24 protein-coding genes are annotated in these 24,380 nt (G+C 60.9%); 17 read left to right on the top strand and 7 right to left on the bottom strand.

Annotated features, from left to right (window positions below):
* Window positions 1–37: 37 nt before the first annotated feature.
* The 6 genes from BHV64_RS06305 to tpx all read left to right on the top strand — a co-directional run bounded on the left by BHV64_RS06305 (window position 38) and on the right by tpx (window position 4,539).
* Window positions 38–712, top strand: a complete 675-nt coding sequence (locus tag BHV64_RS06305) for a MotA/TolQ/ExbB proton channel family protein (RefSeq protein WP_022061887.1) — start codon at window positions 38–40, stop codon at window positions 710–712.
* A gap of 6 nt (window positions 713–718) precedes the next feature.
* The gene (locus tag BHV64_RS06300; protein ID WP_015545779.1) at window positions 719–1,126 is read left to right on the top strand and encodes an ExbD/TolR family protein; all 408 of its coding nucleotides are present in this window, start codon (window positions 719–721) and stop codon (window positions 1,124–1,126) included.
* A 104-nt stretch (window positions 1,127–1,230) separates the two neighbouring features.
* Window positions 1,231–1,920, top strand: coding sequence for a TonB family protein (locus BHV64_RS06295; protein ID WP_193560000.1), 690 nt, complete (start codon window positions 1,231–1,233; stop codon window positions 1,918–1,920).
* A gap of 107 nt (window positions 1,921–2,027) precedes the next feature.
* Complete coding sequence (locus BHV64_RS06290) at window positions 2,028–2,468, top strand: DUF1573 domain-containing protein (RefSeq protein ID WP_288115661.1); 441 nt, start codon at window positions 2,028–2,030, stop codon at window positions 2,466–2,468.
* A gap of 144 nt (window positions 2,469–2,612) precedes the next feature.
* The gene (locus tag BHV64_RS06285) at window positions 2,613–3,923 is read left to right on the top strand and encodes an amidohydrolase (RefSeq protein ID WP_217727838.1); all 1,311 of its coding nucleotides are present in this window, start codon (window positions 2,613–2,615) and stop codon (window positions 3,921–3,923) included.
* 106 nt (window positions 3,924–4,029) lie between these two features.
* A complete protein-coding gene (gene tpx, locus BHV64_RS06280) occupies window positions 4,030–4,539 on the top strand; it encodes a thiol peroxidase (protein WP_015545783.1) in 510 nt (169 codons plus the stop codon).
* Window positions 4,540–4,780: 241 nt separating this feature from the next.
* On the opposite strand, the gene BHV64_RS06275 is transcribed toward tpx, so the two are convergent.
* From BHV64_RS06275 to BHV64_RS06265, 3 genes are all read right to left on the bottom strand, one after another.
* Window positions 4,781–5,002, bottom strand: coding sequence for a hypothetical protein (locus BHV64_RS06275; RefSeq protein ID WP_217727837.1), 222 nt, complete (start codon window positions 5,000–5,002; stop codon window positions 4,781–4,783).
* An 8-nt stretch (window positions 5,003–5,010) separates the two neighbouring features.
* Window positions 5,011–5,220 (bottom strand): hypothetical protein, encoded by a 210-nt coding sequence (locus BHV64_RS06270; RefSeq protein WP_138265619.1) that lies wholly within the window; start codon window positions 5,218–5,220, stop codon window positions 5,011–5,013.
* 65 nt (window positions 5,221–5,285) lie between these two features.
* Window positions 5,286–7,322 (bottom strand): alpha-amylase family glycosyl hydrolase, encoded by a 2,037-nt coding sequence (locus BHV64_RS06265; RefSeq protein WP_138265618.1) that lies wholly within the window; start codon window positions 7,320–7,322, stop codon window positions 5,286–5,288.
* A 182-nt stretch (window positions 7,323–7,504) separates the two neighbouring features.
* Here BHV64_RS06265 and BHV64_RS06260 point away from each other — a divergent pair, with 182 nt between their 5' ends.
* The 9 genes from BHV64_RS06260 to BHV64_RS06220 all read left to right on the top strand — a co-directional run bounded on the left by BHV64_RS06260 (window position 7,505) and on the right by BHV64_RS06220 (window position 17,825).
* Window positions 7,505–9,004 carry a peptide MFS transporter gene (locus tag BHV64_RS06260; protein WP_022061893.1) on the top strand — a complete coding sequence of 500 codons (1,500 nt, stop codon included), beginning with the start codon at window positions 7,505–7,507 and terminating at the stop codon, window positions 9,002–9,004.
* Window positions 9,005–9,290: 286 nt separating this feature from the next.
* Window positions 9,291–9,926 (top strand): TetR/AcrR family transcriptional regulator, encoded by a 636-nt coding sequence (locus tag BHV64_RS06255; RefSeq protein ID WP_015545789.1) that lies wholly within the window; start codon window positions 9,291–9,293, stop codon window positions 9,924–9,926.
* 88 nt (window positions 9,927–10,014) lie between these two features.
* Entirely contained in the window at window positions 10,015–11,337 is a 1,323-nt protein-coding gene (locus tag BHV64_RS06250; RefSeq protein ID WP_022061895.1) for a TolC family protein, read from the top strand.
* A 19-nt stretch (window positions 11,338–11,356) separates the two neighbouring features.
* Entirely contained in the window at window positions 11,357–11,743 is a 387-nt protein-coding gene (locus BHV64_RS06245) for a biotin/lipoyl-binding protein (RefSeq protein ID WP_288115660.1), read from the top strand.
* Between the two features lie 18 nt (window positions 11,744–11,761).
* Window positions 11,762–12,370 carry an efflux RND transporter periplasmic adaptor subunit gene (locus BHV64_RS06240; RefSeq protein ID WP_288115659.1) on the top strand — a complete coding sequence of 203 codons (609 nt, stop codon included), beginning with the start codon at window positions 11,762–11,764 and terminating at the stop codon, window positions 12,368–12,370.
* A gap of 15 nt (window positions 12,371–12,385) precedes the next feature.
* Window positions 12,386–15,526 (top strand): efflux RND transporter permease subunit, encoded by a 3,141-nt coding sequence (locus BHV64_RS06235; RefSeq protein ID WP_288115658.1) that lies wholly within the window; start codon window positions 12,386–12,388, stop codon window positions 15,524–15,526.
* 33 nt (window positions 15,527–15,559) lie between these two features.
* On the top strand, window positions 15,560–15,853 hold the full coding sequence (locus BHV64_RS06230; RefSeq protein ID WP_253011595.1) for a PG0541 family transporter-associated protein: 294 nt from the start codon (window positions 15,560–15,562) through the stop codon (window positions 15,851–15,853).
* Window positions 15,854–16,109: 256 nt separating this feature from the next.
* On the top strand, window positions 16,110–16,889 hold the full coding sequence (locus tag BHV64_RS06225) for an MBL fold metallo-hydrolase (RefSeq protein ID WP_022061899.1): 780 nt from the start codon (window positions 16,110–16,112) through the stop codon (window positions 16,887–16,889).
* 120 nt (window positions 16,890–17,009) lie between these two features.
* A complete protein-coding gene (locus BHV64_RS06220; protein ID WP_195285333.1) occupies window positions 17,010–17,825 on the top strand; it encodes an SDR family oxidoreductase in 816 nt (271 codons plus the stop codon).
* Between the two features lie 234 nt (window positions 17,826–18,059).
* Here BHV64_RS06220 and BHV64_RS06215 read toward each other — a convergent pair whose 3' ends face one another.
* The 3 genes from BHV64_RS06215 to BHV64_RS06205 form a co-directional block, all read right to left on the bottom strand.
* Window positions 18,060–19,001, bottom strand: a complete 942-nt coding sequence (locus BHV64_RS06215; protein WP_015545860.1) for a ribose-phosphate diphosphokinase — start codon at window positions 18,999–19,001, stop codon at window positions 18,060–18,062.
* Window positions 19,002–19,163: 162 nt separating this feature from the next.
* A complete protein-coding gene (gene yihA / locus BHV64_RS06210; RefSeq protein WP_015545861.1) occupies window positions 19,164–19,760 on the bottom strand; it encodes a ribosome biogenesis GTP-binding protein YihA/YsxC in 597 nt (198 codons plus the stop codon).
* A gap of 339 nt (window positions 19,761–20,099) precedes the next feature.
* Window positions 20,100–20,858, bottom strand: a complete 759-nt coding sequence (locus BHV64_RS06205; protein ID WP_217727834.1) for an endonuclease/exonuclease/phosphatase family protein — start codon at window positions 20,856–20,858, stop codon at window positions 20,100–20,102.
* Window positions 20,859–20,987: 129 nt separating this feature from the next.
* On the opposite strand from BHV64_RS06205, the gene BHV64_RS06200 reads away from it, so the two are divergent.
* Window positions 20,988–22,031, top strand: coding sequence for a linear amide C-N hydrolase (locus BHV64_RS06200; RefSeq protein WP_288115657.1), 1,044 nt, complete (start codon window positions 20,988–20,990; stop codon window positions 22,029–22,031).
* An 83-nt stretch (window positions 22,032–22,114) separates the two neighbouring features.
* Here the strand turns inward: BHV64_RS06200 and BHV64_RS06195 are convergent, their stop codons facing one another.
* Window positions 22,115–23,563, bottom strand: coding sequence for an acyloxyacyl hydrolase (locus BHV64_RS06195; protein WP_168949211.1), 1,449 nt, complete (start codon window positions 23,561–23,563; stop codon window positions 22,115–22,117).
* A gap of 307 nt (window positions 23,564–23,870) precedes the next feature.
* Between BHV64_RS06195 and BHV64_RS06190 the strand changes: the two genes are divergently transcribed.
* Window positions 23,871–24,209, top strand: coding sequence for a hypothetical protein (locus tag BHV64_RS06190; protein ID WP_195636561.1), 339 nt, complete (start codon window positions 23,871–23,873; stop codon window positions 24,207–24,209).
* Window positions 24,210–24,380 lie beyond the last annotated feature (171 nt).

Below are 24,380 nucleotides of genomic sequence, written 5' to 3'. Positions count from 1 at the left end.
GGATAAAATTTGTAAACTTAAATATTTCTAAACCATTATGACAACATTTTTGCAGGCTGCCGAGGCGGTGGCCGTAAGTGAGGAGACCCGTATGGGCTTGTGGACCCTGTTTACCAAAGGCGGCTGGCTGATGTGGCCGCTGCTGGCGCTGGGGGGCGTGACGATCTTTATCTTCGTGGAGCGTTTCATGGCCATCCGCAAGGCTTCGGTGCTGGACATGAACTTTATGAACCGCATCCGCGACTACATCTCCGACGGCAAGATCTCGACGGCCGTGAACCTCTGCAAGAAGACCGACACGCCCATCGCACGCATGATTGAGAAGGGCATCGAGCGCATCGGACGCCCGATGAGCGACGTGCAGACCGCCATCGAGAACGTCGCCAACCTCGAAGTCTCGAAACTCGAAAACGGCCTTCCGTTCCTGGCCACGATCGCCGGCGGCGCGCCGATGATCGGTTTCCTCGGCACGGTGTTAGGTATGGTGCAGACCTTCATGGACATGTCCGCCGCGGGCGGCACGGTCGACCTGGGGCTGCTGTCGAGCGGCATGTACGTGGCGATGGTGACCACCGTGATGGGCCTGATCGTCGGCATCCCGGCCTACTTCGGCTACAACTACCTCGTGGCGCGCATCGAGAAGCTGGTGTTCCAGATGGAGGCCAACTCGATCGCGTTTATGGACATTCTGAATCAACCCGTTCAAAAATAGCGCGTTATGGCAATCAAACACGGATCGAAAGTCGATAAATCGTTCTCGGCCTCGTCGATGACCGACCTGATGTTCCTGCTGCTGCTGTTCCTCTTGATCGCCACGACGCTGATCAACCCCAACGCCCTGAAACTGATGCTTCCGAAGAGTTCGAACCAGTTGAAGGACAAGGCGATGACCACGGTGTCGGTTCAGGATGCGGGTCACGGCAAGTATCGTTACTATGTCGAATTGCAGGACGTGGGTTCGATCGGCGGCGTGGAGCGGGCGCTCAAGGCGCGGCTCGACGGGCAGAAGGACGCTACCGTCTCGCTCCACTGCGACAAGACCGTTGCGGTGGATGAGGTGGTGAAGGTTATGAACATCGCCAAGGACAATAATTATAAACTTATTTTGGCGACTTCGCCGAAATAAGTTCAATGAAAAATGAAAAATTAAGAATTAAAAATGAAATCCGTGCCACCTTGGCGCAGGGGCAATTTTTAATTTTTCATTCTTAATTTTTAATTGGGAAACCAATGTATTACTACGATCCCGATAATAAATCCCCGCGACGGTGGGCGATGATCGCGACGGCAGTCTACGGCGTGCTGCTGGCCGGCTCGTTCGCGCTGGTGTCGTTCGATTTCTCGCCGGTGACGGACAAGCCGGGCGACACGATTCTCGTCGACTTCACCGAGCCGCCCGTTCCCGAGCCGCCCAGACCGCCCGTGAAGGTGGCCAACGAGCCGCGCGTGCACGATGTCGCGGCACCCGTGGAGCAGACGGCGCAGGTTGCGGGCAAGGACCCTGTGACGCAGACGCCCAACCCCAAGGCGCTGTTCAAGATGAACAAGGGCGGGGCCGACGAACCCGACAATGCGGGCAATCCCCGCGCTCCCGAGGGCGAGGACAAGGCCAGCGGCACGGGCCCGGGACTGAACCCCGACGGACTGGACCAGCTGGACCAGGGGCTGAAAGGGCGCGGACTGGTGGGCGACCTGCCCAAGCCGTCGTATCCCGGCGAGAAGGGCGGCAAGGTCGTGATCCGTGTGACGGTCGACGCTTCGGGCAAGGTCACGGGGGCTTCGTTCGAACCCAAAGGCTCGACGACGGACGCCGCCGAGCTGATCGAGGCGGCGAAAGCGGCGGCCCGCAAGGCGCGATTCACAGAGAGCCGCGCCGCGGTGCAGGGCGGCACGATCACCTATATTTTCCGCATGGAGTAACGGGTGTGTTTGAGAAACCCGCGTCGGGTCGGCCGGGTCGGCGCCCGTTTTTTACCCGGTTTCCCGCCGCCCGCTGGTATGATATTGGATAAATACAAATTTTGGCTATGCGACATATCCTGTTAACCCTCTCGGCCTGCCTGGCGTTCGCTGCGGGCTACGCCGAAAAACCCGTAAAGGGGGCGCACCTCCGGCTGGAGAACGCGACCTATAATTTCGGCGACGTGCCCCGCAAGGGCGGCGACCTGGTCCGCGAATTCCGGTTCGTCAACGACGGTACGGCCCCGCTGGTGCTGGTGCGGGTCATCACTTCGTGTTCGTGCCTCAAGGCGTCGTTCTCGAAGCGTCTCGTGGAGCCGGCCGATTCGGGGGTGATCCGCATCACCTACGAACCCCACAAGAGCGAGCCGGGAGCCTTCAACAAGGTGATCCAGGTCTACTCCAATTCGGTCGACGGCCGCGACGTGATCACCGTGCAGGGCAACTCGATCGAGGGGCAGCCCCGCGGAAAGGTCAAGACCGAAAAGGTGAAAGTGAAGTATAAGTAAGAATATGAACGAGTCATCGGCATCCCGCAGTGCTGTCGACTGCCGCTTTCGCCGCCTTTGGCAAGTCTGATCCACCCCCAAACCCCCGCCTCGGCGGGGGCGGCAGGGCGCTGCCCGGGACCGAATGACATAATGAACCGAAATATGGCAATTCTTTTTTCAAACGCGACGGTGCTGCCGATGACGGCCGCCGGGAACGCCCCCCGCACCTTTGCGGGCTGGGTGGGCGTCGACGGCAACCGCATCGCGCTGGTCACGGAGTCGGAAACGGCCGCCGCGGAGTTCCGCGCGGCGCACCCCGGGCTTCGGGAGTTCGACTGCCGGGGCAAACTCGTGATGCCGGGGCTGGTGAACACCCACTGCCATGCGGCCATGACCCTGCAACGCAGCCTTGCCGACGACATCGCCCTGATGGAGTGGCTCCACGACTATATCTGGCCCTTCGAGGCGCGTCAGACAGCCGACGATGTGGCGCTGGGCATGACGCTCGGCGTGGTCGAGATGCTGCTGGGCGGCGTGACGTCGTTCGTCGACATGTACTATTTCGAAAACCGCTGCGTGGAGACGGTCGAACGGCTGGGCATCCGCGCCATGCTGGGCTGCAACTACTTCGATTCGAATGTCGACGAGGTGATGCCCCAAGTGGAGGAGGCCGTGCGGCTGGCCGCCGGATGCGACCGGGTGCAGATCGCCCTGGCGCCCCATTCGCCCTATACCGTGTCGCCCGAGAACCTCCTGCGCGGCAAGCGGCTGGCGGATAAATACGGCCTGCATCTGATGACCCATATCTCGGAGACGCAGGACGAGGTGCGCATCGTGCGCGAAAAGTACGGGAAAACCTCGGTCGAACACCTCGACGGGTTGGGACTGCTGGGGCCGAAGACCATCGGCGCGCACTGCATCCACGTGACCGACAGCGACATCGAGACACTCGCCGCGCGGGGCGTCGCCGTGTCGCACAACCCGCAGAGCAACATGAAAATATCGAGCGGCGTGGCGCCCGTCGAGCGGATGCGCGCCGCGGGTGCGCTGGTGACGGTCGGCACGGACGGAACCTGCTCGAACAACGATCTCGACATGTTCGAGGAGGTGCGCACGGCGGCCTTCCTGCAAAAATCCGCGACGGGCGATCCCGTGGCCCTTCCGGCCTGGGAGGCGCTGCGGCTGGCGACGGCGAACGGCGCGCGGGCGATGGGCTATGCCGACGGCGAACTGGGCGTCGTCCGCGAGGGCGCGCTGGCCGACCTGATCGTCGTGGACCTTCAGAAACCCCATTTGCAGCCCGTCAACGACGTGGTGTCGAATCTGGTCTACTGCGGCAAGGCCTCGGATGTCGATACGGTGGTCGTCGACGGACGGATCGTCGTCGAGAACCGCTGCGTGGCGGGCGTCGACCTGCCGGCGCTCTATGCCGGGGTTGCGGCGGCCGTCGCGCGAATCAAAGCCGGCCGATGACCGGATGCGGAGGGGCGCGGTGCGGCGTCCCGTCCCGCAAATCCGGCTCGCAGCCGGGTGGCATCGGAATTGCGTTGAACCACCTGATTATAAAAACTATCGAATTATGGATCACAAGGTAACTTTCGGCGGCAAGCCCGTGACGCTTGTCGGCAATCGCTGCAAAGTGGGGGAGACGGCCCCCGTATTTACGGTCACCGATGCGGGTCTGCAACCCGTGTCGTCGGACGTTTTCCACGGCAAGGTGCGCATTTACAGCGTCTTTCCGTCGGTCGACACCCCGGTCTGCTCGTTGCAGAACATCCGCTTCAACCGCGAGGCGTCGAAACTGGGCGACGACGTGGTCGTCGTGTCGCTGTCGGTCGACCTGCCCTTTGCGCAGAAACGCTTCTGCGCCGCCGAGGGCATCGACCGCGTGCATGTCTTCTCGGATTACAGGGAGCTGGATTTCGGCATGAAGTACGGCTTCGTGATCGACTCCCTGCGCCTGCTGGCGCGCGGCGTGGTGGTCGTGGACCGCGACGACGTGGTGCGCTACGTGGAGTACGTGCCCGAGGTCACCCACGAGCCCGACTACGAAAAGGCGCTGGCCGTGGCGCGCGAACTGGCGAAGTAAGCCGCCGGGACGGCCGAAAAAAAGCGGACCCTTTCTCGGGTCCGCTTTTGTCATTTCCGGAAATCCGGGGTCAGGGCTTCACCAGCGACCGGCTCCGGCCCCACATGTTGCGAGCCGCCGTGACGAGAACGGCGAGGAACGAGGCGGGGATGAGCGCGAGGATCAGCGGCTGCCAGCAGAGGGCAGGGCCTTCGGCGTAAAGGATGACACTGGCGGCATAGTGGATGAGTCCGACGGTCAGCTAGGCCGTCAGCGTCACCGACCCGATCGTGATGTTGAGCCGCGAGGGGGAGTAGCGGCCCGCCTTCTTCGAAAAGAGGTTGCCGTTCATCTCCCAGGGGCGGCACAAGGCTCCCAGCCGATAGCGCTCCGGAATTTTCAGTCCTTCGGCTTCCTCCTGTTCGATCTCGAATATGTAGCGTTCGTAGACCTCGTACCAGGCTTTCGACCCCTTGGCCATCATGATCCAGATCAGGCGAACGACGTTCCGAGCAGCGCCACCGCGCAGGCGGCTTCGTTCAGCGCCAGGAAATTGGCCGCTCCGGGTCCGGCGGTCAGGATTTCGGACGCCAGCGCTCCGTAGACGGCGAAACAAAAGACCAGAAAAATGGAAAGAAGGAACGATCTCCGCCACAGGTTCGTGGCTTCGAACCGCCGGCATTGGTAGAATCCTTCTCTCAACTCCTTTAAAGAAATATGGTAAATCTGTTTTGGTGAATAAAAAGGAAAATATAGTCGTTGCGTAACTACTTTTTTCGCAGGTAGACCGTCGCCGTGCGCGAGGTGTTGTAGATGCGGATATGGGGCTGCCGCTGTCCGTCGCCCTTTTCGGCGTCGAACGAGAAGTGTTCGGCCGCCATCGACTGCCGCTCCTGTCCGCCGAAGCGGCTTTCGTCGGTCGAGAGCACCGGGACGTACTTGCCCGGGGCCTGCACCGGAAGTTCGTAGTCGGGGATCGAGGCCGAAGGATGCCAGTTGAAGACGAACAGCAGGTCGCCGTGCGAGAAGGCCATCGTCTTGTTGCGCTCGTCCATCAGCAGATTCCACGGGTAACCGTCGGCAAGAACCTTGTATTTTTTCACCAGCCGGATCATCGCGCGGTCGAAATCGCCCAGCCACGCATAGCGCAGGAATCCGTTTTTCGCGAGCGACCACTGCCGCCGGGCGTGGGCGTAGCTCCAGCCGTTGCCCTCGCGCGGGAAGTCGATCCACTCGGGATGCCCGAACTCGTTGCCCATGAAGTTGAGGTAGGCCTGACCGCCCGTGGAGATGGTCATCAGGCGGATCATCTTGTGCAGGGCCATGCCGCGGTCGATGACGATGTTCTCCGAAGCGCGGTCCATGTGGAAATACATCTCCTTGTCCATCAGCCGGAAGGCGATGGTCTTGTCGCCGACGAGCGCCTGGTCGTGCGACTCGGCGTAGGCCACGGTCTTGACTTCGGGCAGGCGGTCGGTCATCACCGACCACATCTCCCGGATGTCCCACTGCTCGTCGGGCACCTCCTTCAGCTGCTTGATCCAGAAGTCGGGGATGGCCATGCCCAGGCGGTAGTCGAATCCGATGCCGCCGTCGGCGATCGGGATGCACATCCCCGGCATGCCGCTCACGTCCTCGGCGATGGTCACGGCCGAAGGCCGGAAATCGTGCGCGAGGCGGTTGGCCAGGGTGAGGTAGGTGAGAGCGTCCCCGTTGACCCCCTCGTCGAAGAAACGGTCGCGCGAATCGAACGTGACGTAGCCGTGGTGGCGGTAGATCATCGACGTCACGCCGTCGAAGCGGTAGCCGTCGAAATGGAACTCGTCGAGCCAGTATTTGACGTTCGACAGCAGGAAGTGCTGCACCTCCTCCTTGCCGTAGTCGAAGAGTTTCGAATCCCAGTACTGCTGGTAGCCCGCGTCGCCCGGCGGCGAGTAGAGATGGTCGGTGCCGTCGAGGGAGTTGATCCCCTCGTTGAGGTTCTTGACGTAGTGGGCGTGCACGAGGTCCATGATCACCGCCAGCCCCAGTTCATGGGCGCGGCGGATCAGCTCCTTCAGCTCCTCGGGCGTGCCGCAGCGCGACGAGGGGGCGAAGAAACTCGACACGTGGTAACCGAACGACCCGTAGTAGGGGTGCTCGGCCACGGCCATCAGCTGCACGGCGTTGTAGCCGTCCTTTTTGATGATCGGGAGTATCTTTTCGGTGAATTCGCGGTAGGTTCCCACGCCCTCGCGCTCCTGGGCCATGCCCACATGGGCTTCGTAGATCAGCAGGCTGCCGATCTTCGAGGCGTCGAACGCGTCGTCCCGCCAGTCGAACGGTTCTGCGGGGTTCCAGAACTGCGCCGTGTAGTTTTTGGTCTCGTCGTCCTGCACGACGCGCCGGGCGTAGGCCGGGATGCGGTCCAGCCAGCCGTTGTCGCCGTGAACGTGGATCTTGTAGAGCGAGCCGTGCCGCAGCCGGTCGCGGTACATCGCTGCGGGGAAAAAGGCGCTCCAGACCCCCGCGGCATCCTTGTGCATGCGGATTTCGGTGCGCTGCCAGTTGTTGAAGTCGCCGAAGACGTAGACGTCGTGCGCCCCCGGCAGCCACTCGCGCAGCCACCAGCCGTCCAGCACATCGTCCCACTGCCAGCCGAAATAGCGGTAGCCGTTGGCGTAGTCGACGAGCGATCCCGCCGAGCGTCCGATGTCGGCCATTTTCCGCTCGTAACGCTCGTGGCGCAGGTTCATCTGCGCCTCGACGGGCTGTAACCATTCGTCGCGTTCGACGATCGGAAGTCTTCGGGTCGTTTTTTCCATAGGGGAGTCGATTTTCTACAAAGGTAATAAAAAGTCGGATGGGAGCAAAACCGAATCGCACCCGGGTCCGGTTATGCGTTCCGACTGATAAAAGTGCCGTTGCGACACTAAATATATGAAAAATTTTTCTATCTTTGTCCACGAACAAAAAAACGTATCCATTACTAATACCCAATTCTACTATGCTCAAGCAACCTAAAGGTTTGATTGCCGCGGCTCTCGCCAATACGGGCGAACGTTTCGGTTTCTACACCATGATGGCCATTCTGACGCTGTTCCTGATGTCGAAATTCGGTATCGACGGCGAGCAGGCCGGGAAAATCTATTCGTTTTTTTATACCTCGATCTACATCCTGGCGCTCGTCGGCGGCCTGATCGCCGACCGGCTGCGCAACTATAAGGGGACGATCATCGCGGGTATTCTGGTGATGACGGCGGGGTATGCCGCGCTGATGGTTCCCACCGTTACGTCGAAGACCGTGGTGATCGGCGCACTGATGGTGATCGCCTTCGGCAACGGTCTGTTCAAAGGCAACCTCCAGGCGCTCGTGGGGCAGCTTTACGACAACGAACAGTATGCCAAACTGCGCGACACGGGCTTCCAGATTTTCTACATGTTCATCAACATCGGCGCGATGTTCGCACCGTTCGCCGCCGTGGGCGTGCGCAACTGGTGGCTCCGCACGCAGGGATTCCTCTACAATTCCGACCTTTCGGCCCTCTGCCACCAGTATATCGGCGGCACGATGAGTCCCGAAGTGGCCCAGGGCCGTTTCAGCGAGCTGGCTGCCGAAGTGAGCCTCGGCGGCGTCCCGGCGGACATGGGCGTTTTCGCGCAGAGCTATCTCAACGCCTTCAACACCGGATTCCACTATGCGTTCGGCGTGGCTATCGTGGCGCTGGTCTTCTCGCTGGTGGTTTTCCTGGCCAACAAGAAGAAGCTGCCCGATCCCAAGGTTGCGGCCGCTTCCAGGACGACGCCTTCGAAGGCCGAAATCCAGCAGGATGCGCGTGAGATCAAACAGCGTCTCTATGCGCTGTTCGCCGTGTTCGCCATCGTGATCTTCTTCTGGTTCTCGTTCCATCAGAACGGTCTGACGCTGACGCTCTTCGCGCAGGATTACACCCGTCTCGAAATTTTCGGCATGCCCATCACGGCCGAGATTTTCCAGTCGGCCAACCCCTTCTGCGTGGTGTTCCTCACGCCGGTCATCATCGCCGTGTTCGCCTGGCTGCGCAACCGCGGCAAGGAGCCTTCGACTCCGATGAAGATCGCGATCGGAATGGGCATCGCCGCATTCGCCTACGTGCTGATGGTCTTCGGGTCGCTGGGCCTTCCCAAACTCGCCGAAGTGCAGGCGCAGGGCGGTCTCTCGTTCGCCGAGCGCGTCACTCCGTGGCTGCTGGTGGCCACCTACCTGATCCTGACCATCGCCGAACTGTTCATCTCGCCGCTGGGCCTGTCGTTCGTGTCGAAGGTCGCTCCGCAGAAACTCCAGGGCCTAATGCAGGGCTGCTGGCTGGGGGCCACGGCGCTGGGCAACGGCCTGCTGTTCATCGGCCCGATCCTCTACAAGCGCATCTCGATCTCCGCGACGTGGAGCATCTTCGTCATCGTCTGCGCCATCTCGATGTTCGCCATGCTGGCCATGGTCAAATGGCTCGAACGGGTCACGAAATAGACGGGGCGTTCCCGTTTTGGACAAAGCCGCCGCAGAATTTCTGCGGCGGCTTTTTTGCTCCGGTCTGCGCTGGCATGCTCGTTATGCGGACGGCCGCCGCATGATCCCCGAAGCGCCGTGCGGTCTGCCCGCCGAAGGGCGATTTCCCGCGTCCGGTTTTGCATGAAGGAGTCCTGATAGGCTCCTTTTTTGTTGTTTTCGTCAGAAAACCGGGAAAAACAGAAAACTTTTTTTGTTTTATAAGTTTTGGCGCGTGTATTTGCATCCGTATCAATCGGATTGGATCATGGATCAGAAGGAACGAATCATAGAACAGGCGATGCACATGTTCGTCTCGCAGGGCATCAAGTCGGTGCGCATGGACGACATCGCGCAGCAGCTGGGGGTCTCGAAACGGACGCTCTACGAATTGTTCGGCGACAAGGAGGGGCTGCTCTACCTGGCGATGGACCGCTATTTCGAAAAGAAACGCATCGAGCGCGCCGCGGTGTGCGCCCATGCGCGCAACGTGCTCGAAGCGATGTTCATGGTGCTGGGCGGCGTGATGGACAACGCCGAAGTCATCCAGCGGCTGCTGAACAACCTGCGCAAGTTTTACCCGGCGGTGCACGACAAGATGACGCGCGAAGGCACCGCCAAGAGCCGCCGCGACCTGCAGGAGATGCTGGAAAAGGGGATTGCCGACGGGCTGTTCGTCGACACGATCAATCTCGATCTGGCCATTTCGGTGCTTTACTACACGGCTTCGGCCATCACCGTGCGCAAGGACCTCATTCTGCCCGCGGGCATGACCGAGCGCGAGGCGTTCGTGCAGATCATCAGCAATTTTTTCCGCGGCATCTCCACGACCAAGGGGCTGCTGCTCGTCGACGACTACCTGAAACGCTACGAGCCTGCCAAAACCGTTCACCGGATGCAATAGCCGGCGCGAAGGGGGCGGGGACTGAAATATCCGTCCGTTCCGTTCGTCCGCATAAATGATAATGACAACATAATTTTACCGAATAATGATGAAACGACTTTTTTTGATCATCGCCTTTTGGGCGGCGGGCGTCGCCGGCGCTTCGGCGCAGATGCGGCTGACGCTTCCCCAGGCGCTGGATCTCGCCTTGAGCGAAAACCCGACCGTCAAGGTCGCGGAGATGGAGGTGCAGCGTTACGACTACGTGAAGCGCCAGACGTGGGGCAACCTGCTGCCGCAGATTTCGGCGTCGGGCAGCTACACCCGTTCGATCGTGAAGTCCGAGATGCGCGGCGGCATTTCGTTCGGAGCCGATAACACCTTCGCCGTGCAGGGCGACCTGTCGCTGCCGCTCTTCGCGCCGTCGGTCTACCGCACGCTGAAGATGAACGACGCGCAGATGGCCACGGCCGTGGAGGCCGCACGCGCCTCGCGCATCGACCTGACGGCCGAGGTGAAGAAGGCCTTTTACAACATCCTGCTCGCCGAGCAGTCGCTCGCGGTGCTCCGCGAGTCGGAGGCCACGGTGCAGCGCACGGTCGACGATACGCAGGTGCAGTACAAGCACGGACTGGCCTCGGAATACGACCTGCTGACCGCGCAGGTGCAGTTGAGCAACCTCAAGCCCACGATCCTCCAGACCGAGAATTCGATCAAGCTGGCCAAGCTGATGCTCAAGATGTACCTCTCGATTCCCGAGGACGTGGAGATCGAGGTGGTGGGCGAGCTGGACGCCCTGCGCGACGACGTGCTGGCCGGGACGGACGGGCTGACCACCGACGTGACGGACAACTCCGACCTGCGTTCGCTCGAATTGCAGGAGGAGGTTCTCCGGCGTTCGCTCAAGGCGGCCAATGCGGGACGCATGCCGACGCTCGCAGCCTTCGGGTCGGCCTCCTATACGGGTAACGACATGGAGCCTTTCAATTTCGGCGGCGCCGCCGCGACGGACGATTCCCGGTATTTCTGGACCCATCCGATTTCGGTCGGCCTGCAACTGTCGGTCCCCATCTTTTCGGGCCTGACGAAGATGAACAGGTCGCGCGAGCTGAAAAACCAGATTTCGCAGCTGTCGCTCCAGCGCAGCTACGCCCGGCAGCAGATCGACGTGCAGGTGCGCTCGGCGCTGAACGACCTGCTGACCGCCCGCGAGACGATGTACGCCCAGGAGCTGACCGTCGAGCAGGCCTGCAAGGCCTACAAGATCTCCGACACCCGTTACCGGGCGGGCGCGGGGACGATCCTCGAACTCAACAGCGCGCAGCTCTCGCAGACGCAGGCGCAGCTGAACTTCTCGCAGGCGATCTACGATTACCTTTCGGCCAAGGCCGAGTACGACCGCATCGTCGGCCGCGAACACGGAAATAAATAAAAAACAGGATAAAGAACGTATGAAAAAAATCGTGATTTTGTGCATCGCCGCCGTCTCTTTCGCCGGCTGCACGGGTAAGAAAGGCGTGACCGCCGTTGCGGAAGACAAAGGCGTGCTGACCAAAAGCGCCGTTGCCGAAGAGGCTTCGGTGCAGCTTACGGAGGTCTTCACCTCCGAGATCGAGCCTTACAAGGAGAACGACATCACTCCGGCGGCTTCGGGCGTGCACATCGACAGGATTTACGTCGAGGTGGGCGATCCGGTGCGCGAGGGGCAGCTCGTCGTGACGCTCGATCCCACGCAGTACACCCAGCAGCTGGTGCAGCTGAAGACCGTCGAGGACGACTACAACCGCCTGCTGCCGGTCTACGAGGCCGGAGGCATTTCGACCCAGCAGATCGAGTAGGCCAAGGCCCAGCTGGACGTGCAGCGCGAGGTGGTCGCCAACCTCAAGAAGAACATCGAGGTGCGTTCGCCCATTTCGGGCGTCGTCACGGCTCGCAACTACGAGTCCGGCGACCTGTTCGCCCAGCAGCCGATCCTGCACATCATGCAGATCGACCCGCTGAAGGTCGTCGCCAACATTTCGGAGCAGTACTTCCCCAACGTGAAGGTGGGCATGCCGGTGAAGCTGGCCGTCGACATCTTCCCCGACGAGGAGTTCACGGGCACGGTGTCGCTGATCTATCCGGCGCTCGACCCCACGACCCGCACCTTCAAGGTCGAGGTCAAGGTCCCCAACGCCAAACGCACGCTGCGCCCGGGCATGTACGCCCGCACGACCTTCGACATGGGCAGCAAGGAGGGCGTGATGGTTCCCGACGTGGCCGTGCAGAAGCAGGTCGGCTCGGCCGAGCGTTACCTCTACGTCATCGTCGGCGACTCGGTTGCCGAGCGCCGCTCGGTCAAGGTGGGACGCCAGGTCGGCGACCGCGTGGACATCCTCTCGGGGATCGAAGCGGGCGAGCCGGTGGCCGTCACGGCGTTGTCGAAACTTTTCGACGGGGCCAAAGTGGATATTAAAAAAGACTAAAACAGCCCCTTTCCAATGAAAATTTACGAAAGCGCGGTCCGCAAACCGATCTCAACGATCCTGCTGTTCGTCGGCGTGATGGTCTTCGGACTCTTCTCGCTGATGAACCTGGCCGTAGACCAGTATCCCGAGATCGAGATACCCCAGATCTCGGTGATCACGATGTATCCGGGCGCCAACGCCGCCGACATCGAGACCAACATCACCCGTGTGCTGGAGGACAACCTCAACACGGTGAGCAACCTCAAGAAACTGACCTCCAAGTCGCAGGACAACGTCTCGATGATCACCGTCGAGTTCGAATACGGCTCCGACCTGAACGAAGGGGCCAACGAAATCCGCGACGTGGTGTCGCGCGTGCAGTCGCAGCTGCCCGACGACATCGACTATCCGACGATCTTCAAGTTCTCGACCTCGATGATCCCCGTGATGATGCTTGCCGTCACGGCCGAGGAGAGCTATCCGGCGCTGAACAAGATTCTCGACGACAAGCTGGTCAACGTGCTCAACCGCGTCGACGGCGTGGGCGCCGTGTCGATCATCGGCGCACCCGAACGCGAGGTGCAGGTCAACGTCGACCCCGCCAAACTGGAGGCTTACAACCTCACGGTCGAGCAGCTGGGACAGATCATCGCCGCCGAGAATGTCAACATCCCCAGCGGCACGATCGACGTGGGCAACAACACCTTCAACATCAAGGCCGACGGCGAGTTCAAACTCTCGGACGAGATGCGCAAGGTCGTGGTGTCGAACGCCGGGGGCCGCACGGTGAAACTTTCGGACGTGGCCCAGATCCGCGATACGCTCGAAAAGTCCACGATGGACGAGCGCGTCAACGGCCAGCGGGGCGTGCGCGTGATGTTCCAGAAACAGTCGGGCGCCAACACCGTGAATATCGTCCACGAAATCCAGTCGCGCCTGCCGGAGATTCAGAAAACCCTCCCGAAGGATGTCAAGATGGAGCTGATTTTCGAAGGCTCGCAGGAGATCACCGACGCCATCGGGTCGCTCTCGGAGACCATTCTCTACGCCTTCATCTTCGTCGTGCTGGTGGTGATGGCCTTCCTCGGACGCTGGCGCGCGACGCTGATCATCTGTATGACGATCCCCGTGTCGCTGATCTGTTCGTTCATCTACCTCTTCGCCACCGGCTCCACGCTGAACATCATCTCGCTCTCGTCGCTCTCCATCGCCATCGGTATGGTGGTCGACGACGCCATCGTGGTTCTGGAGAACATTACGACGCATATCGAGCGCGGCTCGAACCCGAAGGAGGCCGCCATCTACGCCACCAACGAGGTGTGGCTGTCGGTCATCGCCACGACATTGGTGGTCGTCGCGGTGTTCCTGCCGCTGACGATGGTCCCGGGCATGGCGGGCATCCTGTTCCGCGAGCTGGGCTGGATCGTGACGATCGTGGTCTGCGTTTCGACTACGGCGGCCATTTCGCTGACCCCGATGATATCGGCTTACCTCTTGAAACTCGAAGGCGGCCAGCACGACTACAAGGGCCTCGGCGTGATCTACAAGCCGATCGACCGGGCGCTCGAATGGCTCGACGACGCCTACGCCCGTTCGCTCGACTGGGTCGTACGCCACCGCCGGATCACCTTCTTCTCGATGATGTCGGTCTTCGTCGTGTCGCTGGGGCTGCTGACGCGGGTTCCCACCGAGTTCTTCCCGCCCTCGGACAACGGCCGCATTTCGGCCATGGTCGAGCTGGAGCAGAACGTCGGCGTCGACTACACGGCGCGCATCGCCCGGCAGATCGACAGCATCATCTATGCGAAATACCCCGAGATCGTGCTCGTCTCGGCGTCGGCCGGCGCCAACTCGTCGGACAACGCCTTCGCGGCGATGCAGACCACCGGTTCGCACATCATCAACTACAACGTGCGCCTGACCGGCGTGGAGGAGCGCGATCGGTCGATCTACGTCATCTCCGACCTGCTGCGCGGTGATCTCGACCGGATTCCCGAGATCCGCCAGTACACGGTCACTCCCGGCGGACAGTCGGGCAGCATGAGCGGTTCGGCGACGGTCAACGTCAAGGTCTTCGGTTATGACATGGACGTGACGAACGCCGTTGCCAACGACCTGAAGGAGAAGATGCGCCGTCTGGAGGGCGTTCGCGACGTGAAACTTTCGCGCGACGACCTGCGTCCCGAGTACAACGTGGTCTTCGACCGCGACCGGCTGTCGTACTACGGCATCAGCAGCGCCACGGCGTCGCAGGCCGTGCGCAACCGCATCGACGGCCTCGTGGCCTCGAAATACCGCGAGGACGGCGACGAGTACGACATCATCGTGCGTTATGCCGAGCCGTTCCGCAACCGCATCGAGGATGTCGAGAACATCACGCTCTACAACGCGCAGGGCCGCCCCGTGAAGCTCAAGGAGGTGGGAACCGTCGAGGAGGAGTACGCCGCGCCGATGATCGAGCGCGAGAACCGTCAGCGCGTCATTTCGGTCCAGTCGACCCTCGGGGCCGGCGTCGCGCTGGGCGACGTGGTGGCCGAGGTCGAAAAGCTCCTCGCCGACTATCCCGCGCCCGACGGCGTGGACCTCGAAGTGGGCGGTACGGTCGAGGATCAGGGCGACGCCTTCGGCGACCTGGGAACGCTGCTCATCCTGATCGTCATTCTGGTGTATATCGTGATGGCCACGCAGTTCGAGTCGCTCAAGTTCCCGTTCATCATCATGTTCACCATTCCGTTCGCCTTCACGGGCGTGTTCCTCGCGCTGTGGATGACCTCCACGCCGCTGTCGCTGATCGCCCTGATCGGCGCCATCATGCTGGTGGGCATCGTGACGAAGAACGGTATCGTGATGGTCGACTACATGAACCTCCTGATCGAGCGTGGCTCGGGCGTCTTCGACGCGGTGATCGCCGGCGGCAAGAGCCGTCTGCGTCCGGTGCTGATGACCTCGTTCACGACCATTCTGGGCATGCTGCCGCTGGCGATCGGCACGGGAGCGGGTTCGGAGACGTGGCAGCCGATGGGCATTGCCGTGATCGGCGGTCTGACGTTCTCGACCATCCTCACGCTGTTCATCGTTCCGGTGCTCTACTCGATCCTCGTGAACCGTTCGCAGCGCAAGGAGCGTGAGAAACTGGCGCGCCTCTCGGCCGAACACCAGGCAAGCAAGCATTGAAAGTGAAAAGCTGAATTAAAATTGATCGGTACTATGAAAGCAGTATTTTTGTCATACAACCAGGCGCTGACCGACCGGGTGAACGCCATCTTCGACGAGCAGGGTATCCGCGGCTTCACCAAATGGGCCTTGACCGAGGGCCGCGGCTCGGTCGACGGCGAACCCCACTACGGCACGCATGCGTGGCCTTCGATGAACGCCTCGATCCTGGCCATCGTCGACGACGAGAAGGTGGCTCCGCTGATGGACGCCTTCCGCGAAATGGACGCTGCGACCAGGATGCAGGGGGCCCGGGCGTTTGTCTGGAATATCGAAAGCGGATTCTGATTCCGCTGCTTGCGGCGCACCTGCCGCACATCCTTCCGGCGGGGCGGACGGATCGTACTCGGGTACGATCCGTTCGCCCCGTTTTTCACGACGCCCGGCATCTGCCCCGCACGGACCGGAATCCCGGTTTCGTCGGTTCCGCGATATTCGGAGACCGGAAGCCGTATTTGAAACGTATGCGGCAATGCGGTGCGAAAAATGAAGCAATGCATCACAAAGTGCCGGGAATTGCGCTATTTTTTCTACATTTGCATCCATGAAACTCACCTTTCTGGGAACCGGTACTTCGCAGGGCGTACCCGTCATCGGCTGCCGCTGCAAGGTATGCACGTCGGCGGACCGGCGCGACAACCGTCTGCGCACCTCGGCGATGGTCGAGACGCGGGGCGTGCGCATCGTCATCGACGCCGGACCCGATTTCCGCTACCAGATGCTCCGCACGGGCGTGCGGCATCTCGACGCCATTCTGCTGACCCACGAGCACAAGGACCATATCGGCGGTCTGGACGACGTGCGGGCTTTCAATTTCGTCGATTACCCGCCGACCGTCCACAAGGTCCATATCTGGGCCGCCCCGCGGGCGCTGGAGTGCGTGCGCAAGGATTTCGACTATGCCTTCGCGCAGGACAAATACCGCGGCGTGCCGGAGATCGAACTGCACGAAATCGACACCGCAAGGCCGTTCCGTGTCGGCGATGTGGAGATCGTGCCCGTGTCGGGCCACCATTCCGAACGCTTCGAGGTCACGGGCTTCCGCATCGGGACGCTGGCCTACCTGACGGACTTCAAGACCATCGAGGACGCCGAGGCCGAAAAACTGCGCGGTACGGAGGTGCTGGTGGTCAATGCGCTGCGTTTCGCTCCGCATCCGTCGCATTTCAACCTCGCGGAGGCGCTGGCGCTGATCCGCCGCGTCGGGCCGCGCGAGGCCTATATCACGCATATGTCCCACGAAATAGGCCTGCATGCCGAGACGGAGGCGACGCTCCCGCCGGGCGTGCACCTGGCTTACGACGGGTTGGAGGTGGAAATTTAGGCTCGCATTCCGGCCGCATGCGGTAAGCTTCCGTCAAGGCGGGGGCGGGGCCAGACTTGTAGATGCGGCGGAACGCCGCGAAAACGGCGGGCGGAGATGCAAAACATGAATAAAAAAGATATGAAGACATTGGCAAATAAGGTAATCGTCATTACGGGCGCATCGTCGGGTATCGGCGAGGCGATGGCGAAGGTATACGCCGCGCAGGGCGCAAAAGTGGTGCTCGGAGCGCGCAACGTGCAGAAATTGCAGCTTCTTGCGGGCGACATCCGCGCCCGGGGCGGGCAGGTGGCCTACTGCGGGGTGGACGTGACGAAACCCGAGGAGTGCCGGGAGCTGATCGAAACCGCCGTGCGGGAGTTCGGCGGCATAGACGTGCTGATCTGCAATGCGGGTATTTCGATGCGCGCCATTTTCGACGACGTGGACCTTGGGGTGCTGCACCGGCTGATGGACGTCAACTTCTGGGGTACGGTCAACTGCTGCAAGTTCGCATTGCCGTATCTTCAGGCGTCGAAAGGCTCCGTCGTGGGCATTTCCTCCGTCGCCGGGCTGCACGGACTGCCGGGCCGCACGGGCTATTCGGCTTCGAAATACGCCATGACGGGATTCCTCGAAACGCTGCGTATTGAGAACCTCAAAAAGGGATTGCACGTGATGATCGCCTGTCCGGGTTTCACCGCTTCGAACGTCCGCTTCTCGGCTCTCACGGCCGACGGGAAGCAGCAGGGCGCCACGCCGCGCAACGAGTCGAAGATGATGACTCCCGAGGAGGTGGCCCGCATCGTGGCGAAGGGCATCCTCCGGCGCAAACGCCTCTGCCTGATGGAGAGCGAGGGGCGCGCCACGCACTTCGTCAAGAAGTTCGCCCCGGCGTTCCTCGACCGGATGTTCTATCTGGTGATGTCCCGCGAGCCGGATTCGCCTTTCAAGTAGCCGGAAGTCGGATGACAGGGGCGGGAACTTACGAAAGGTTCTCGCCTTTTTGCACCCTTTCCGCGGGACCCGTTTTTCGGCGGGCGGGGCGTCGGATGCCTGCCCACGGAGTATGTCCGCAGCCGCACCAAGGGCGGAGAGAAGGCGGAGTAGTCCTTCTTCCGTGAACGGAAAATTCCCCGGAACCTTTCCATAAAGGTTCCGGGGAATTTTTTTGGCTGGAAGCCGGTTCTCCTATTTGGAGAAGATCGACGAGATTTCCTTGTAGTTGTGCACGCGCTCGATGACGTCGGCGAAGAGGTCGGCGACCGACAGGACGGTGAATTTGTGCAGGTCCTTGTTGGGGTTGAGCGGAATGGTGTCCGTCACGATCACCTCCTCCAGCGCGCTTTCATTGATGCGCTCGTAGGCCGGGCCGGAGAGCACCGGGTGGGTGATGGCCGCGCGGACGCTCTTTGCGCCGCGCGACATGAGCATGTCGGCGGCCATGCAGATCGTACCGGCCGTGTCGATCATGTCGTCGACGATCAGCACGTTGCGGCCTTCGACGTCGCCGATGGCCGTCATCTTGCCCACGACATTGGCCTTGGCGCGCTCCTTGTGCGAAATGATGATCGGCGTGCCGAGCAGTTTCGAATAGGTGTTTGCCCGCTTGGCGCCGCCCATGTCGGGCGCTGCGATCGAGAGGTCCTCGATGTTGAGGCTCTTGATGTAGGGCACGAAGATGCCGCTGGCGTAGAGGGCGTCGACCGGAACGTCGAAAAATCCCTGGATCTGGTCGGCGTGCAGGTCCATCGTCATCACACGGTCGACACCTGCGGCCATCAGCATGTTGGCTACCAGCTTGGCGCCGATCGGTACGCGGGGACGGTCCTTGCGGTCCTGGCGCGCCCAGCCGAAGTAGGGCATCACGGCCACGACCTGATGGGCCGAGGCGCGGCGCGCGGCGTCGATCATCATCAGCAGTTCCATCAGGTTGTCCGAGGGCGGGAAGGTCGATTGGATGATAAAGACCGTACAGCCGCGGATCGACTCGTTGTAGCAGGGCTGGAATTCGCCGTCGCTGAAGCGCAGGACTTCCGACTGTCCGAGCGTCGTGCCGAAGCTCGCGGCGATCTTTTTGGCCAGATACTCCGAATCGCGACCGGTGAAAATTTTGATTTTGTGGATAGCCATAGATTTCGAGGATTTTTTTGACGTTGCAAATATAGAACAATACGATGAAAAAACACGCCCGCCCGGGCGTGTTTTTTCAACATTCGGTTAAACTTTTCCGCCGCGGGACGGTTTTCATTCCGTAGCCCCGGGACGTTTCTTCCCGTTGCGTGACGGCAGGGGTCAGTTCTGTCGCAGACATTCGCCGATGAAGTCGAGGATCTCCTCGCGCCCCACGGCCTTTTCCGACGAGGAGACGAACATCGGCGGCAGTTCCTCCCACTGCTGGGCGAGTGCGGTCCGGAACCGTTCCACGCTCTTTTCGCGCTGGGTTTTCGAGAGCTTGTCTGCCTTGGTGAAGATGATGCCGAAGGGGATGCCGTTTTCGCCCAGCATCTCGATGAACCGCAGGTCGATCTTCTGGGGTTCGAGGCGGATGTCCGCCAGCACGAACAGGAAGTGCATCTTTTCGCACTTGATGACGTAGTCGGTGATCAGTTTCGAAAATTCGCTGCGCTGTGTTTTCGACGTGCGGGCGTAGCCGTAGCCGGGCAGGTCGACCAGATACCAGGCGTCGTTGATGCGGAAGTGGTTGATGAGACGTGTCTTTCCGGGCGTCCCCGACACCTTGGCCAGCCCTGTGCGGGCGGTGAGCATGTTGATGAGCGACGACTTTCCGACGTTGCTGCGCCCGATGAAGGCGATGTCTTTCAGGTCGTCCTTCGGGACCTGCGAAATGCGCTCGGACGAGCATTTGAATTCGGCTTTGGTGATCTGCATCGGTATCTGGTTTTATACAAAGGTACGAAAAAGCCGGATGGCTGCAAACCTGGGTTGCGTGCGGGGCTGTGAAACCTTCCGGCTGCTAAAAGGGTCGTTACGACCCCAAAGGTACGAAAAAGCCGGATGGCTGCAAAACCGGATTGCGTGCGGCTCCGTAAAACCTTCCGGCTGCTAAAAGGGTCGTTACGACCCCAAAGGTACGAAAAAGCCGGATGGTTGCAAACCTGGGTTGCGTGCGGGTCTGTAAAACCTTCCGGCTGATAAAAGGGGCGTTACCTCCTTAAGGCCGCGGAAAAGTCCGTATTGCGCCTGCGATTTGCGTAACGCAGGGGGCGGCTACTTTTTCCACGCGAGCGACACCCACAGCGGACAGTGGTCCGAGGCGACGGTCGAGGTGTCCACCTGCCGCTCGGTGACGACGGCCGATTCGGGCAGTCCGCGGCCGAGGATGTAGTCGATGCGGATGGAGGGCTTGCCGGACGGGAAGGTCATCTGCGTGGTGTCCGAAAGGGGCCGGAATGCGCCGCCCAGCCCGTCGAGGACGGTTTTGGCGACCTTCATGTTGAAGTCCCCGGCCAGCAGCACCGGTTTGCGGCAGGTGTCGGTGACCGTGCGGATGATCGGCAGCGACGCGCGCTGGTCCTCGGGCGTAAGCGAGAGGTGGGTGACGCAGACCACGTAGTCGGGAAACTCGGCGACGAACAGTACGCGGGACTCTTCGCGTCCCGGAAGCGGGATGCGGCGCACGGCGAGCGGTTCGTCGCGCGACAGCAGGCCGACGCCGTAGGCGCCGCCGTCGTAGTCGATGGCGCGGCAGAAACGGGCGTGCATGCCCGTCATTTCACCCAGCTCCCCGGGGATGAAGCGTCCGGCCATGCGTCCGGTCACGCTGTCCAGTTCCTGAAGGGCCACGATGTCGGGGGCCGTGCGGTTGATGATCTCTGCCACGCGGCCGAGATCCTGAACATTGTCGATGCCGCGGCCGTTGCGGATGTTGTAACTCATAAATTTCAGGGTCGTCTGCCGCTGCGTGCAGGCGCCCAGCAGCAGGCCGCACACGGCGGCCGGCAGGAGAATGCGCAGAAAGGGTTTCATGTCGGGAAAGTCAATTTTCCACAAAGATAAGGCAACCTGCGCGAAAGATCAAATTTATTTCCTCCGGAAATGCGGGTTTAGCATCCGATTTGAAGCGGACGACGTGTGATTCCAAAATTTTCGCAGTCTATGAAAACACCCTTCCTGACGATGCTGTGCGCCGCTGCGCTGGCCGTCTTCCCTCCGCAGGCCGAAGCCTGCACCCGCGCCGTTTACCTCGGACCCGACGGCATGACCGTCACGGGCCGGACGATGGACTGGCGCGAAGATCCGCTCACCAATCTCTACGTCTTCCCGCGGGGCGTCGTGCGTCGCGGTGCGAACACGGACAAGACCGTCTTCTGGACCTCGAAATACGGGTCGCTCTCGGCCGCCGGTTACGACATCGGCATCACCGACGGCATGAACGAAGCCGGGCTGGTCGCCAACCTGCTGTTCCTGCCCGAGTCGGTCTACGAACGTCCCGGCGACACGCGCCCCGTCATGGGGTTGAGCGTCTGGACGCAGTATGTGCTCGACAATTTCGCCACCGTGGACGAGGCCGTGGCCGAACTTTCGAAGGAGAAGTTCCGCATCGACGCTCCCGACCTGCCCAACGGCGTGCAGTCGCGGCTCCACCTGGCGATTTCCGATCCTTCGGGCGACAGCGCGATCTTCGAGTATCGCGACGGCAAACTGGAAATCCACCACGGACGGCAGTGTCAGGTGATGACCAATTCGCCCTTTTACGACGACCAGCTGGCGATTCTCGGCTACTGGCGGCAGATCGGCGGCCTGACGATGCTGCCGGGGACCAACCGCGCTTCGGACCGCTTCGTGCGGGCGTCGTTCTACATCGACGCCGTCGTGCAGACCTCCGACCCGAAGATCGCCGTGCCGGCCGTGATGTCGGTCATGCGCAACGTCTCGGTTCCCTACGGCATCTCCACGCCCGACAAGCCGCACATCGCCTCGACGCGCTGGCGCACGGTCTGCGACCAGAAGAACCGGGTCTACTATTTCGAACCGACGCTGGCCATGGAGACCTTTTGGGTCGACCTGGCGGCGATCGACTTTTCGGAGGGCAGCGGCGAGCGCACCCTCACGCTTGCCGGCGGGCAGACCTATGCGGGCGACGCCACGGCGAAATTCCGGAAATCGGCCAAGCCCTTCGTCTTTCTTTTCGGAGTTTAGGGGGAACGTAAAATGCGCAATTTCGGCTTCGCTGAAACAATTGCACGATATTTACGTCAGCAAACTAAATAATTGTGAATTGTTCAGCGGTGCCGCGGGTATTTGTTGTTGAACCGGTATCCGACGCCCAGCATCAGGAAGTTGGGCATGTGGAAATCGCGGAGACTGTAACCGATGTGGACGTAGGAACTGCGCGTCACGGCCACCTTCAGGGTAAGCATCTGGTAGAAGGCTTTCAGGTCGCCGCCCTTGTGCAGGAAGTTGGTTCCCAGACCGACCCCGATGTTGAAATAGGGCATCACGAACTCGGCACGGGCCGAGACGCCGAGCGCCAGCTGCCTGTCGACGCCGGGTTTCTCCACCGTCAGGTCGGCGCTGCTGCCCATCTCCACGATCTGGTCGGCGATGGCTACGTTGGCGCTGCCGTCGTACACGCCGTCGAGCGACACGCCTGCACGGAACTTGTAGCCGAAGTTATACATCGAGGCGAAGTTGAATCCCAGAACCGTGTAGGCATCCGGCGCGGCATACTGCTTGTCGCCCACTTCGATGCCTTTGCGCCGCCACGAGCCGAAGAACGTGAGGTCGTAGCTGAAATGGCGCGGGAATGCGGGGCAGACCGTCCGCGGGGCCATTTCGGCCGACTTCCGTCCGAAATTGTAGGTCAGGCCCGCGCGCAGTCCCACGGCGTTGAGTCCCGCGTTGGGGAATTTGGTGTTGCCGTTGGAGAAGTGCGTGAGGCTCAGGCCCGCCGTGAAGTCCACCTCGCGCGTGACGCGCCAGTCGAGGAAGAAATCGGCGTTGAGATAGGCGTTCATCTTCGAACCCATCATCTTGTTGAGGGGGTTCACGGCGTCGTCGTAGGGTTTCCAGCCGAACGAGAGGCCGAAATTCCATTCATAGTTGAACGACAGCCGCGGGCTGATCCGTGCGATGCGCGCGCCCTGGAACAGGTAGACGGCGATCGGGTTTCCGAGTTCGTCGGGGTTTCCGAAGTCGTAGTAAGCGGCCCCGATGCCCTGATAGGCGCCGCCGTAAATTTGGTCGGGGATTGATCCGGGGCGGAACTGGAACGAGTAGCGGAGGTGTCCCGAGAGGGAGAGGTCGATGGGCTGTCCGGCGCGGTTCTCGCCTTCGACGAAGGGGTTGGTCGGGAAGATGTATTCAGGGCGGAACTCCGCGCCGATGCGGTGCATGAAACGACGCCCGGAAGCGGTCGTGTCGCGGGTCGGGACGATTGATCCGTCGGCGTAGCGGGTGGCTGACGCCCGCCCGGAACTGTGGGGTTGCGTCGCTGTCCGCCGCCCATGGAGGTATCCGGCTCGGTATCCCGCCTCGTATCCGGCTTTGTAGCTTGCGCGGCAGTCGTTGTCCCAGCCTTTGGGGATCGCTGCGCTGTCCGCCGCAATCACTTCGGCCGCCGTTTTTTCCATTCGCTCCGAACGCGGTTCCGAAGCCTGTGCCGGGCTGTTCAGAAACAACATGCCGAAGAGCGTATATTTCAGAATCGGGGCCCGCAAGGCAAATTTCATAGCAGGGTAGAAGTTCGAAAGTTTCGGCGAATATACAAATTTTCCCCGGAATCGAGACCGTTTCGGCCGGAATTGTCGCGAAGTTTTTTATCTATTATGTGAAATAACGGATTATTTTTAGTTGAAATGTGTAATTGAATATTTATATTTGTATAAGCGCCTGTACGGGTTTTGATGATCCAACTGGAGACCGGGAGGGAGACGGCGAGCCTGACATCCCGCTAACAGTTATTCTTACAGAAGATAAATATGCTGTATGTATCGGCGTGGGTGTCGCTTCATACAGTGCAAAATATCGGGAAGCAAGATGAAAGAGACGGATACTATGCAGTCGTATAAATATCTGCAAGCCATTTTTGGGGACAAGTGGGTCGATTGGGGCGTGAGCGTCGGGTTTCTCCTGCTCATCGCGAGTTGGTTCGTTCCGCGGAATACGGCGGATTTCTTGGTTGATTTCATCGTTACGGGACTTATGCTGGTTGTGGCGATCCGGATCGGCTGTGTGATCGTCCGTGTCCGCCGGGGTGATGAATTGTCTCGGGAGTCCGCCCGGTCGGTTCGTTTCCGGGAGGTGATAGGCAATATCGTCTTTCTCTCGTTTTTTGTCATTGCATTACTGCTGATTGCCTGGCGTTATTTGCGGTAGCGATCCGGCCGAATGCCACTAAAAAATCCACCTTGAGAGAGGTGGATTTTTTAGTGGCGGAATATGCGGCTTAATACCCGAGTATGCGCAGCGTCGAGCGGCAGGATTGCTCCCTGGCGAACAGGTCGCCCGAAGCAAGTCCCCCTTCTCAAAGGGGGATTTAGGGGGATT

The sequence above is a fragment of the Alistipes sp. 56_sp_Nov_56_25 genome, from assembly GCF_001915285.1.
In the GTDB taxonomy this organism is placed as follows: domain Bacteria; phylum Bacteroidota; class Bacteroidia; order Bacteroidales; family Rikenellaceae; genus Alistipes; species Alistipes shahii.
The sequence above is the reverse complement of the archived record's forward strand: the minus strand, read 5'-3'. Positions and strand labels throughout refer to the sequence as shown.